The 11,301-nt window shown below is 70.9% G+C and carries 13 protein-coding genes; 9 read left to right on the forward strand and 4 right to left on the reverse strand.

Annotated features, from left to right (window positions below; all coding sequences use genetic code 11):
• Window positions 1-666 (reverse strand): response regulator, encoded by a 666-nt coding sequence (locus tag GP2_RS00865; protein WP_006898549.1) that lies wholly within the window; start codon window positions 664-666, stop codon window positions 1-3.
• A gap of 205 nt (window positions 667-871) precedes the next feature.
• Here GP2_RS00865 and GP2_RS00870 point away from each other — a divergent pair, with 205 nt between their 5' ends.
• The 4 genes from GP2_RS00870 to GP2_RS00885 all read left to right on the forward strand — a co-directional run bounded on the left by GP2_RS00870 (window position 872) and on the right by GP2_RS00885 (window position 5,036).
• A complete protein-coding gene (locus tag GP2_RS00870; protein WP_006898550.1) occupies window positions 872-1,867 on the forward strand; it encodes an acyl-ACP desaturase in 996 nt (331 codons plus the stop codon).
• Window positions 1,864-2,166, forward strand: coding sequence for a hypothetical protein (locus GP2_RS00875; protein ID WP_006898551.1), 303 nt, complete (start codon window positions 1,864-1,866; stop codon window positions 2,164-2,166). Before GP2_RS00870 ends, GP2_RS00875 begins: the two co-directional genes overlap by 4 nt.
• 47 nt (window positions 2,167-2,213) lie before the next feature.
• Window positions 2,214-3,431, forward strand: a complete 1,218-nt coding sequence (gene cobA / locus GP2_RS00880; RefSeq protein ID WP_040526124.1) for a uroporphyrinogen-III C-methyltransferase — start codon at window positions 2,214-2,216, stop codon at window positions 3,429-3,431.
• 81 nt (window positions 3,432-3,512) lie between these two features.
• Window positions 3,513-5,036 carry a DHA2 family efflux MFS transporter permease subunit gene (locus GP2_RS00885; protein ID WP_051997131.1) on the forward strand — a complete coding sequence of 508 codons (1,524 nt, stop codon included), beginning with the start codon at window positions 3,513-3,515 and terminating at the stop codon, window positions 5,034-5,036.
• 18 nt (window positions 5,037-5,054) lie between these two features.
• On the opposite strand, the gene yaaA is transcribed toward GP2_RS00885, so the two are convergent.
• Window positions 5,055-5,837: a peroxide stress protein YaaA gene (gene yaaA, locus GP2_RS00890; RefSeq protein ID WP_174320672.1), complete on the reverse strand. Its 783-nt coding sequence runs from the start codon at window positions 5,835-5,837 to the stop codon at window positions 5,055-5,057.
• On the opposite strand from yaaA, the gene GP2_RS00895 reads away from it, so the two are divergent.
• Window positions 5,836-7,566 (forward strand): proline--tRNA ligase, encoded by a 1,731-nt coding sequence (locus GP2_RS00895; protein ID WP_040526158.1) that lies wholly within the window; start codon window positions 5,836-5,838, stop codon window positions 7,564-7,566. The two genes, yaaA and GP2_RS00895, sit on opposite strands and share 2 nt — an antisense overlap.
• An 18-nt stretch (window positions 7,567-7,584) precedes the next feature.
• Here the strand turns inward: GP2_RS00895 and GP2_RS00900 are convergent, their stop codons facing one another.
• Window positions 7,585-8,058: a ferritin-like domain-containing protein gene (locus tag GP2_RS00900; RefSeq protein ID WP_006898556.1), complete on the reverse strand. Its 474-nt coding sequence runs from the start codon at window positions 8,056-8,058 to the stop codon at window positions 7,585-7,587.
• Window positions 8,055-8,567, reverse strand: coding sequence for a hypothetical protein (locus tag GP2_RS00905; protein WP_040526160.1), 513 nt, complete (start codon window positions 8,565-8,567; stop codon window positions 8,055-8,057). Before GP2_RS00905 ends, GP2_RS00900 begins: the two co-directional genes overlap by 4 nt.
• 116 nt (window positions 8,568-8,683) lie before the next feature.
• Between GP2_RS00905 and rimP the strand changes: the two genes are divergently transcribed.
• The 4 genes from rimP to GP2_RS21065 all read left to right on the forward strand — a co-directional run.
• Entirely contained in the window at window positions 8,684-9,244 is a 561-nt protein-coding gene (rimP, locus tag GP2_RS00910; RefSeq protein WP_006898558.1) for a ribosome maturation factor RimP, read from the forward strand.
• A gap of 57 nt (window positions 9,245-9,301) precedes the next feature.
• On the forward strand, window positions 9,302-10,312 hold the full coding sequence (gene nusA, locus GP2_RS00915) for a transcription termination factor NusA (RefSeq protein WP_006898559.1): 1,011 nt from the start codon (window positions 9,302-9,304) through the stop codon (window positions 10,310-10,312).
• A 103-nt stretch (window positions 10,313-10,415) separates the two neighbouring features.
• The gene (locus GP2_RS00920; RefSeq protein WP_040526126.1) at window positions 10,416-10,700 is read left to right on the forward strand and encodes a YlxR family protein; all 285 of its coding nucleotides are present in this window, start codon (window positions 10,416-10,418) and stop codon (window positions 10,698-10,700) included.
• A 104-nt stretch (window positions 10,701-10,804) separates the two neighbouring features.
• Window positions 10,805-11,301: translation initiation factor IF-2 N-terminal domain-containing protein (locus tag GP2_RS21065; protein ID WP_006898560.1), on the forward strand; the 497-nt coding region annotated here is incomplete at its 3' end.

The following is an 11,301-nucleotide window of genomic DNA, read 5'->3' on the forward strand; positions in this document are numbered from 1 at the left end:
CTACTGCTTGCCCTCGCGCAGCTTGGTCGCCATCACCGCCACCTGGGTGCGCCGCTGCATGTCCAGCTTGCCCAGGATGCGCGAGACATAGTTCTTGATGGTCTTCTCCGCCAGGAACATCCGCTCGGCGATCTGCCGGTTGGTCAGGCCCTCGCCGATGAGGTTGAAGACCTCGCGCTCCTGGTGGGTCAGCTCCGCGAGCGGATCCTTCTCCTCCTTCTTGCCGTCGCGCAGCTTCGCCAGCAGCGCGGCGGTGGACCGGTCGTCGAGGAGCGAGCCGCCGCGCCCGACGGTGCGGACCGCGGCGACGAGGTTGTGGCCGAGGATCTGCTTGAGGACGAAACCGCTCGCGCCGGCGAGCACCGCGGCCAGCAGCGCGTCGTCGTCGGCGTAACTCGTCAGCATCAGGCACTTGACGTCGGGTTCGGCGGCGCGGACGTCGCGGCACAGCTCCACGCCGTTGCCGTCGGGCAGGCGCACGTCGAGCACCGCCACATCGGGTTTCGTCGCCAGGATGCCGACGAGGGCCTCGCCGACGGAGGCGGCCTCACCGACGACCTCGATGTCGCCGGCGGTGCCGAGGAGGTCGCGGAGCCCGCGGCGGACCAGCTCGTGATCGTCGACGAGGTAGGCGCGGACCGGGGAGGGGGTCGAGTCGTCAGCCATGGTCTGAACCTACCGGACCGATGGGCCCGCGCGAACGCCTGACCGGGCGTTTTGCCGGGTCACGCGTCGACGCGGGACAGAACGCGACATGGGTCCCAGCACAAGCGGGACCTTTTCCCCACGCCGTCCGCGGTGTCGGGCGCGCACAGTGATCTGCGGCGGATCGTTTGACCGCCGCAACCCGAACGTCGGACCAGGAGTACACGTGACCACCCTCATCGGACCCCCCGAGCTGAGCGACAGCGGCATGACCGGCGCTGACCTGCTGCGCGAACTGCTACCCGTGTGCGAGACCGAGGTGGAGCGCCACATGCGGATGGTCAAGGAGTGGCATCCGCACGACTACGTCCCGTGGGACGAGGGGCGCAACTTCGCCATGCTCGGCGGCGTGGACTGGGACCCCGAGCAGTCGCAGCTCTCCGACGTGGCCAAGGCCGCGATGATCACCAACCTGCTGACCGAGGACAACCTGCCCTCGTACCACCGGGTCATCGCCGAGAACTTCGGCCTCGACGACGCGTGGGGCTTCTGGGTGGGCCGCTGGACCGCCGAGGAGAACCGCCACTCGATCGTCATGCGCGACTACCTCGTGGTCACCCGCGGCGTCGACCCCGTCGAGCTCGAGAACATCCGCATGGCGCACATGACCTCCGGGTTCAACCCGCTGCCCACCGACGACGGCCAGCGCGACCACAGCTTCGACATGCTGTTCGCGGTCGCCTACGTGAGCTTCCAGGAACTCGCCACCCGGGTGTCGCACCGCAACACCGGCAAGGCGTGCGGCGACCCGATCGCCGACCGACTGCTGCAGCGCGTCGCCGCCGACGAGAACCTGCACATGCTCTTCTACCGCAACATCGTCGCCGGCGCCCTCGACCTCGTGCCCGACCAGACGATGGCCGCCATCTACACGATCGTGTCCAACTTCCAGATGCCCGGCGCGACGATGCCCAACTTCCGCCGCAATGCGGTGCTCATCGCCAAGGGCGGCATCTACGACCTGCCGCAGCACCTCAACGAGGTGGTCATGCCGGTGCTGCGCAAGTGGCGGATCTTCGAGCGCGACGACTTCGGCCCGCTCGGCGAGCACTACCGCGAGCTCCTCGCGAAGTTCCTCGAGGACATGAACGTCAAGGTCGAGAAGTTCGAGGCGGCCCGCGAGCGCGCCCTCGAGCGCGACCGCGCGCGGGGGCGGGCTTGAGCGACGTGCTGTCGATGTGGGCGAGCGAGTCGCAGTACTCGCCGGGCGGGGTCGATCCACGCGAGGCATGCAGCTGCGACCAGGGATTCGCCACCGCGATCGCGATGGCGGAGGCCGCCGCCGACCGTAATCCCGCGTGGTGGAACGAGATCCGCGCGAACGCCGAGGACGCCCTCGAGGCGGCGTACTGCAGTTCCAAACTGCTCGGCGCGCTGATCGAGGCGTCGGCGCACCGGGCGGGTATCCCGGCCGCCGATGTCTGGGATCACATCCGCCGCACCGGCGAGCTGCCGCTCTAGGACGCGCCCGCCGGACGCGCCCGCCGCGCCCGGTAGTGTCTGCTGCCATGGCTGGTCACTATCTCGCGGGTCTCGATCTCGAGGGCCGCAAGGTCGTCGTCGTGGGCGGCGGGACCGTCGCCCAGCGCCGGCTGCCGAACCTCGTCGCGGCCGGCGCCGACGTGCACGTCATCGCCGTCGACCCCACGCCGGCGGTCGAGTCCTTCGCGGGCATCACCGTGTCGCGGCGCCGATACGCCGACGGCGACCTTGCGGGTGCCTGGTATGCGATCGCGTGCACCGACGACCCGGACGTCAACGCGGCGGTGGTCGCCGAGGCCGAACGCCGCCACACCTTCTGCGTCCGCGCCGACGACGCCCGGCAGGGCACCGCGGTGACCCCCGCGTCCGGGCGGCACTGCGACGTGCAGTTCGGCGTCCTCGCCGGCGGCGATCACAAACTGAGCGCGGCGCTGCGCGCGGCCATGTCGCGCGCCCTGGCCGAGGGATCGCTGTCGGTCGACGACGCCGCACCCCACGCACCGGGTGTGGCCCTCGTCGGCGGCGGCCCGGGCGACCCCGATCTCATCACCGTGCGCGGGCAGCGGCTGCTCGCCGAGGCCGACGTCGTCGTCGCCGACCGCCTCGCGCCGCCCGAGCTGCTCGCCGAACTCGGGCCTCAGGTGGAGGTCATCGACGCGGCGAAGGTGCCCTACGGCCGCGCGATGAAGCAGGAGGCGATCAACGAGGTCCTCGTCGCCAAGGCCCGGGAGGGCAAGTTCGTGGTGCGCCTCAAGGGCGGGGATCCCTACGTGTACGGACGCGGCTTCGAGGAGCTGCAGGCCTGTGTCGCCGCCGGCGTGCCGGTGACCGTGGTGCCCGGGATCAGCAGCTCGATCGCGGCACCGTCGGCGGCCGGCATCCCGGTGACCCACCGCGGGGTCACCCACGAGGTCGTCATCGTGTCCGGCCACGTCCCGCCCGGACATCCCGACTCGCTCACCGACTGGTCGGCCCTCGGCCGGTTGCGCGGCACGATCGTGCTGATGATGGCCGTCGAGCGGCTCGACAGGTTCGCCGACGCACTCCTCGAGGGTGGGCGTCCCGCCGACACCCCGGTGGCGATGATCGAGAACGGCTCGCTGCCGACCCAGCGCGTGCTGCGCGCCGATCTCGCCCACGCCGCCGAGGTCGCGCGGGCCGAGGGCCTGCGTCCGCCGGCGATCGTGGTCATCGGGCAGGTGGCCGGATTCACCGACGCCGAGCACGCTGCCCCGGCCGAGTAGCCCGTTCACGAGCCGGTGCATCGGCGTCCGCGTCAACGGGGATTGGCACATCGCCGCGCCCGGCCGGTACCGTCGGGCCTTATGTCGAATCCCGGATCCGTGCATGCTGGACCTGCGGCCGACGCCGCGTACCGGCCGGTCTTCGGATTGCCGATCCTGGTCCTGTCCGGGATGCAGCTGCTCATGGTGCTCGACGGCACCGTCGCGGCCCTGGCGCTCCCGCGCATCCGGGACTCGCTGATGCTGTCGGAGTCGAGCGCCAACTGGGTCATCTCGAGTTATGTCCTCGCCTTCGGCGGCCTGATGCTCCTCGGGGGCCGCCTCGGCGACACGTTCGGCCGCAAGCGGATGTTCGTCGTCGGCGTCGCCATGTTCACGCTCACCTCGCTGCTGTGCGGGCTCGCGTGGAACGAGGCGAGCCTGATCATCGGGCGTGCGCTGCAGGGAGCGTCCGCCGCGGTGGCGGCGCCGACCGCGATGGCGCTGGTCGCGACCACCTTCGCGCCCGGCAAACCGCGCAGCCAGGCCTTCGCCATCTACGCGGCGATGACCGGTGTCGGATCGGTGGCCGGCCTCATCCTCGGCGGCGTGCTCACCGAGGTGTCGTGGCGTCTGGTGTTCCTCATCAACGTGCCGATCGGCCTGGTGGTCGCACTCGGGGCCATCGTCGCGCTGCGCGAGTCCCAGGGTGAGCGCCTGCCGCTCGACGTCCCCGGCGCGGTGCTGGGCACCGTCGGCTGCACGCTGCTCGTCTTCGGCGTCAACGACGGGCCGAACGGATGGACCTCGCCGCTGGTGATCGGCTCGTTCGTGCTCGGCGCGGCGGCCCTGATCGCCTTCGTGATCGTCGAGCGCCGCGCCCGCAACCCGATCCTGCCGTTCTCGCTGTTCGACAACTCCTCGCGCGTCGCCGCGCTCACGGCCATCCTCTTCGCCAGCATGATCATGATGTGCATGGCGGTGTTCATCTCCCTCTACCTGCAGGGAATCCTGAAGTACACCCCGATCCAGAGCGGCCTGTCGGTCGTGCCGTTCGCCTTCGGGCTGGGCATCGCCGCGGCCATCGCCTCGAAGCTGGCACTGATGGTCCAGCCGCGCTGGCTCGTCCTGGCCGGCGGGGCGATCCTGCTGGGCGGCTGCCTCTACGCGTCGTCGATCGCGACCGACGGGCCCGACTACTTCCCGGGCATCTTCCTGCCCGTCGTGATCATCGGCTTCGGCGTCGGCTTCGCGGTCATCCCGCTCACCCTGTCGGTGGTGGCCGGCGTCGGGCCGACCGAGATCGGCCCGCTGACCGCTCTCGCGCAGGTCGCCCAGAACCTGGGCGGAGCCATCGGCCTGGTCGTTGTCGGCGCGATGGTGACCTCGCGGGCGCTGTCGAAGGGCGGCACCACCGCGCCGGTGGAGACCATGAACGAGACCCAGCTCGCCGCGCAGGCCGAGGGCTACGGCCTGGCGTTCGCCGCCTGCGCCGGCATCGCGGTGCTCGCCGCGATCGTGGTGCTGTTCATGCGGTTCACCCCCGAGCAGGTGGCCGAGGGGCAGGCGGCGCAGGAAGCAGCCGACGCGGGCGTCGAATCATCCACCGACGCGGGCGTCGAGTAGCCCTCCCGGCCCTCGCACTCAGTCCGTCAGCACCACGATCTGATCGGGGGCGGCGATCTCCACTCGGGTCCCCCCGTCGGACAGCACCGCGGCCAGCCCCTCGATGTCGCGGACGGTGCGCCGGGTCTGCACCAGCTCACGCGCCATGAGCCCCTTGTAGTGCTTGTTGAAGTGGCTGACGACCTTGCGGGAGCCGTCGGGCTGCTCGGTCATCACGGTCGCGGTGACCGCGCCGGCCACCGGCCCGAGCTGCTGGTACACCCCCGACCGCAGGTCCACGACGAAGTCGTCGACGGCGTCGAGCGCAGGGGAGAGCTCGGGCTTCCAGATGGACTTCAGCGTCGGCATCCCGGGCAGCTTCGAGCCGCCGGACAACCGGTAGGCGGGGATCGGGTCGGCGGCGCGCACGACGCCGAACAGCGCCGACCCGATGGCCAGCCGCTCGGCCGCCTTGGTCTTGCCCGCGCGGGTGAGCGATGCGTGGTCGAGCGCGTCGTAGAGCACCCCGGTGTAGCGCTCGATGGCCGGGCGGGTGGGGGAGAGCCACAGGTCGGCGTTGCGGTCCACCTCGGCGAGCTGGGTGGCGCCGAGCCCGAGCGCCGTGCGGCTGGCGTCGAGGTCCGAGGCGAGGTCGACGATGGCCTCGGCGATGCGTTTGCGCGTCGGGTTCAGCTCCGGGAACGACAGCGTGTCGAGGTCGAGGGGAGCGCCGCTCCCGCCGTCGGATTTGGTCTCGGAGGGAGGCAGGATGACGAGCACCGGAACACCATAACTAAGCTGGTTTGTCGTGATCACACGCATGTCGACCCTGTTTCTGCGGACCCTGCGCGACGACCCGGCCGATGCCGAGGTGCCGAGCCACAAGTTGCTGGTGAGGGCGGGTTACGTCCGCCGCGTCGCACCGGGCGTCTACTCCTGGCTGCCGCTGGGCCTGCGTGTGCTCAAGGCCATCGAGGACATCGTCCGCGAGGAGATGAACGCGATCGGCGCGCAGGAGATCCTCCTGCCGGCGCTGCTGCCGCGTGAGCCCTACGAGGCCACCAACCGCTGGACGGAGTACGGCGACGCGCTGTTCCGCCTCAAGGACCGCAAGGGCGCCGACATGCTGCTCGGTCCCACGCACGAGGAGCTCTTCGCGCAGCTGGTCAAGGGCGAGTACTCGTCCTACAAGGACATGCCCGTCATCCTGTACCAGATCCAGACGAAGTACCGCGACGAGGAGCGTCCGCGCGCCGGCATCCTGCGCGGTCGCGAGTTCGTCATGAAGGACGCCTACTCCTTCGACCTCGACGAGGCCGGCCTGAAGAAGGCCTACGACCTCCACCGCGAGGCCTACCAGAAGATCTTCGAGCGTCTGCAGGTCAAATACGTCATCGTCTCGGCGACCTCCGGCGCGATGGGCGGCAGCGCCTCCGAGGAGTTCCTGGCCGAGGCCGAGGTCGGCGAGGACACCTTCGTGCGGTGCCTCGAGTCCGGCTACGCCGCCAATGTCGAGGCCGTGGTGACCCGCGCGCCGGAGCCGCGTCCGATCGAGGGGCTGCCCGAGGCGGTCGTGCACGACACCCCGGGCACGGAGACCATCGACAGTCTGGTCGAGTGGGCCAACGCCAACCTCGACGGCGAGTTCACCGCCGCCGACACCCTCAAGAACGTGATGGTGAAGCTGCACGCGCCCGGTAAGGATCCCGAGATCATCGGTGTCGGCGTGCCCGGCGACCGCGAGGTCGACATGAAGCGCCTCGAGGCCTCCGTCTCGCCGGCCGAGGTCGAGTTGCTCACCGACGCGGACTTCGCCGCGAATCCGTTCCTGGTCAAGGGTTACATCGGTCCGAAGGCCCTGCAGGCCAACGGCGTCCGTTACCTCGTCGACCCGCGCGTGGTCGACGGGACGTCGTGGATCACCGGTGCCGACGAGCCCGGCCGCCACTACTTCGGTCTGGTCGCCGGCCGCGACTTCACCCCGGACGGCACCATCGAGGCCGCCGAGGTCCGCGACGGCGACCCGTCGCCGGACGGCGCGGGAGTCCTGGTGAGCGCCAAGGGCATCGAGATCGGCCACATCTTCCAGCTCGGCCAGAAGTACACCGACGCCTTCGAGGTCGACGTGCTCGGGGAGAACGGCAAGCCCGTCCGCCTCACGCAGGGTTCCTACGGCATCGGCGTGTCGCGCCTGGTCGCCGTCATCGCCGAACAGTCCCACGACGACAAGGGCCTGCGCTGGCCGAGGTCGGTGGCGCCGTTCGACGTCCACCTGGTCATCGCGAACAAGGACGAGGCCGCGATCGCTGGCGCCGAGACGCTCGCCGCCGATCTCGACGCGGCCGGCATCGAGGTCCTGCTCGACGACCGCAAGGCGTCGCCGGGCGTGAAGTTCAAGGACGCCGAGCTGCTCGGCATGCCGACCGTGGTCGTCGTCGGACGCGGTTACGCCAACGGCACCATCGAGATCCGCGATCGCTTCACCGGCGAGGCCACCGAGGTCGCGGTCGACGGCGCGGTGGACGCGATCGTCGGGGCCGTGCGGGCCTGACCCGCGAGCGGGCGGCGATCAGCCCGCGACGGGGGACCCCGGGAACGCGACGGTGACCGGGGACTCCTGCAGCACGACGCGCCACCGGGCGGCGCGGAGCGCGGACTCCGAGAGGCCGTCGACGCCGATCCGGCGTCCGGTCTCGTCGTCGGCCTGCTCCAGCAGCGCCCGGTAGGCGGTGGCGCAATCCTCCTCTGCGACGAGAGCCGCCCGCGCGGCCGACTCCGGTCCCGTCACGTCGATCGGCAGCGTGTAACCGGCCGCCGCGACGGGCGGGGTGCCGCCGGCCGCGGTGATGGCGCGGTCGATCTCGTCACGGCGGGCCCGGTGCTCGGCCTCGAAGTCGGCGACCAGGCGGCGGCGCGCGGCGGCGACGAACGCCGTGATGACGCCGTAGGTGAAGACCGCGGCGTTCTCGGCCTCGGCGGCGGCGACGAGCGGGTCGGCGTCGGGCGCGCCGGCGCCGCCCGGGGTGGGGACCGGTGTGGTCATGCCAGTTGCACCTCTCGCATCGAGCGGACCGAGGCCGCGACCGAACCGACCAGGCCGGCCGGGTAACCGGTCAGCGAGATCGCGACGTCGCGGGCCTCGCCGGCCGACTGTTCCAGGGACGAGCGCAGCGCCACCAGGCTCGGTGGCGCCGGGGGCGCCGGGCTTCCCGACGTCCCGGCCTCGCCCGTGTCGTCGATGGTCGACGCGACGTCCCGGTCCAGGCGCGTGATCTCCTCGCGCAGGGCCCGGGCGTGGTCGGCGCGCTGATCGGCCACGATGGCGAGCGCGCCGGCGTAGGCGGGCTCGGTGGCGGCGAGGGCCCGCGCGTTCCTCTCGTCGGCGAGCGCCGCCCGGGCGAGGGGGACGAGGCGTTCGGCGGTGAGTTGTTCCTCGGTGGGGCCGGTGCTGCAGCCCGACACGCCGAGGGCGCCCATCCCGGCCAACGCCGCGCCGGTGAGGAGTCCGCCCCGCAGCACGGTGCGACGATCGAGTCTGATCACGCGACACATGATGCCAGCCGAACGGTGCAGGGTGGTCGGGGCATCGGCCGGCATCCACTAGCATGTGTCACGCAACGACGTGCGAATCCGGCACGGCCCGACAACTGAAGACGAGGGGAGATGGCATGCCGATCAGCCCGCCACAGGTCAGCGAACTCGTCGAAAAGCTTGTCGAGGACCAGGGTTTCGATCTGGAGGACGTCACCGTCACCCGGCGTGACGGTGCCGACGAGCTCACGATCGTCGTCGACCGCGACGGCGGCAGCGACCTCGACGTGCTCGCCGACCTGAGCAACCGGATCTCCGCCGTCCTCGACGCCGTCCCCGATCTCTCCGACGACCCGTACGTCCTCGAGGTCACCTCGCGCGGCGTCGACCGTCCGCTCACCCATCCCCGGCACTGGCGGCGCAACGTCGGCCGCCGCGTCGAGGTCAGGCTGACCGACGCGGAGGACGGGAGCAGGCGGACGGTCACCGGGCGCATCGGCCGGCTGACCGAGGCCGACGTCGAGATCGTCGCCAACCACAAGGGGCGGATCGCCGTGGAGGCCGTCGCCCTCGCCGACGTCGTCAAGGCGGTCGTGCAGGTCGACTTCTCCCAGCCGAGCGTGCGTGAACTCGAGCTGTGCGGCCTCGACCCCGACGAGATCGCCCGCCGGCGCTCACGGGACGGCAAGCAGGTCTGAACGCAATGAAGAACACGACAAATGAACAGCAGGACAAGTGAATAGGAGTACGTCCGCATGAACATCGACATCGGCGCGCTGCGCATGATCGAGGCCGACAAGGGCATCCCGATCGAGACTGTCATCACCGCGATCGAGACCGCCCTGCTGACGGCCTACCGCCACACCGAGGGGTTCGCGCCGCATGCGCGCGTCGACGTCAACCGGAGGACCGGTCTCGTGCGCGTCATGGCCCAGGAGCTCGACGCCAACGGCGAGGTCGTCCACGAGTGGGACGACACCCCCGAGGGCTTCGGCCGGATCGCCGCCACCACCGCCCGGCAGGTCATCCTGCAGCGGCTGCGCGATGCGGAGAACGAGAAGAACTTCGGCGACCTCGTCACGCACGAGGGGGAGATCGTCGGCGGCGTCGTGCAGCAGGACGCCCGCGCCAACGCCCGCGGCATGGTCGTGGTGCAGATCGGCAGCGACGCCAACGCCACCGAGGGCATCATCCCGCCCGCCGAGCAGGTTCCCGGCGAGGTCTACAAGCACGGCGACCGCATCAAGTGCTACGTCGTCGGCGTGAGCCGCGGAGCCCGCGGGCCGCAGATCACCCTCTCGCGCACCCACCCGAACCTCGTGCGCAAGCTGTTCTCGCTCGAGGTCCCCGAGATCGAAGACGGATCGGTCGAGATCGTCGCGGTCGCCCGCGAGGCGGGTCACCGCTCCAAGATCGCGGTGCACACCGGTGTCGCCGGGCTCAACGCCAAGGGCGCCTGCATCGGCCCGATGGGACAGCGCGTGCGCAACGTGATGAGCGAGTTGTCCGGCGAGAAGATCGACATCATCGACTACGACACCGACCCGGCCGTCTTCGTGGGGAATGCTTTGTCGCCCGCGAAGGTTGTATCGGTCACCGTGGTCGACGCGGCGGCCAAGGCCGCCCGGGTCGTCGTCCCCGACTACCAGCTGTCGCTGGCGATCGGGAAGGAGGGGCAGAACGCCCGTCTGGCGGCCCGCCTCACCGGCTGGCGGATCGACATCCGATCCGACGCCGACCCCGACCCGGAGGGCACCGGCGCGTGACGCGTGTGACAGCCGGTTGTCGGCCGACCGCCGACGCGCGCTAGACTGATCGATGGTTCAGCGATCCGCCCCGACTGCAGGAACCGACCACAGGCCAGTGCGCATGTGCGTCGGTTGCCGCCGACGGGCAGAGACCAGCGAGTTGGTTCGCGTCGTCGCGCAGCAGCGCGGAGACGTCCCCAGGGTGGTGGTCGATTCCGCGAAGACCATGCCGGGACGTGGCGCTTGGTTGCATGCGGACGCGGAGTGCATCTCCGCAGCGACGCGACGCAGGGCCTTCGCCGCGGCACTCCGGACCCCCGGTCTGACCGCGGACCCGGACGATCTCGCCGAGCAACTCGGCGTGGTCACCCACCACGGAATGGCTCCTCGGAGCCGGAACAGGTAGCAGAAGACATGAGCACACCGTGAAGTCCCCACGATGAGCATGTACCGGACATAGATCGAGGCCGTAGCGGGTTGAAGCCGCTTGGCCTCCAGCAAAGGAGAGCAGTGGCAGGCAAAGCCCGCGTGCACGAACTGGCCAAAGAGCTCGGCGTGACCAGCAAGCAGGTGCTGGAGCGTCTGAAGGAGCAGGGCGAGTTCGTCAAATCGGCGTCGTCGACGGTAGAGGCCCCCGTGGCCCGTCGACTGCGTGAATCGTTCGCCCCGAAGGACGGGGGAGCCAAGGACGGCGGATCGTCGCCGGCACCCGGCCCTCGTTCGTCGGCAAAGCCCGGACCCAAGCCGTCCGGTGCACCCAAGCCCGGCGCCGCGCCGGCTGCCCCGGCGGCCGGTCGACCCACCCCCGGCCCCTCGGCCACCCCGTCGACCGCACCCAAGCCGGGTGCACCCAAGCCCGGACCCGCACCGGCCCAGCCGGCTGCCCCGGCCGCCGAGCGTCCGGCACCCACCCCCGGACCCAAGCCGGCCCCGGCAGCACCGACCCCGCAGGCCCCGGCCGCATCGGCCGGCAGCCCGGCCCCGTCGAAGGCTCCCGGACCCCGCCC

It is taken from the genome of Gordonia paraffinivorans NBRC 108238 (assembly GCF_000344155.1).
Lineage (GTDB): Bacteria > Actinomycetota > Actinomycetes > Mycobacteriales > Mycobacteriaceae > Gordonia > Gordonia paraffinivorans.

Coding starts and splice junctions, on each gene's coding strand:
- GP2_RS00865 (WP_006898549.1), bottom strand. CDS start 666: ATGGCTGACGACTCGACCCCCTCCCCGGTCCGCGCCTACCTCGTCGAC.
- cobA (WP_040526124.1), top strand. CDS start 2,214: ATGGCTGGTCACTATCTCGCGGGTCTCGATCTCGAGGGCCGCAAGGTC.
- GP2_RS00885 (WP_051997131.1), top strand. CDS start 3,513: ATGTCGAATCCCGGATCCGTGCATGCTGGACCTGCGGCCGACGCCGCG.
- GP2_RS00895 (WP_040526158.1), top strand. CDS start 5,836: ATGTCGACCCTGTTTCTGCGGACCCTGCGCGACGACCCGGCCGATGCC.
- yaaA (WP_174320672.1), bottom strand. CDS start 5,837: ATGCGTGTGATCACGACAAACCAGCTTAGTTATGGTGTTCCGGTGCTC.
- GP2_RS00900 (WP_006898556.1), bottom strand. CDS start 8,058: ATGACCACACCGGTCCCCACCCCGGGCGGCGCCGGCGCGCCCGACGCC.
- GP2_RS00905 (WP_040526160.1), bottom strand. CDS start 8,567: ATGTGTCGCGTGATCAGACTCGATCGTCGCACCGTGCTGCGGGGCGGA.
- rimP (WP_006898558.1), top strand. CDS start 8,684: ATGCCGATCAGCCCGCCACAGGTCAGCGAACTCGTCGAAAAGCTTGTC.
- nusA (WP_006898559.1), top strand. CDS start 9,302: ATGAACATCGACATCGGCGCGCTGCGCATGATCGAGGCCGACAAGGGC.
- GP2_RS00920 (WP_040526126.1), top strand. CDS start 10,416: ATGTGCGTCGGTTGCCGCCGACGGGCAGAGACCAGCGAGTTGGTTCGC.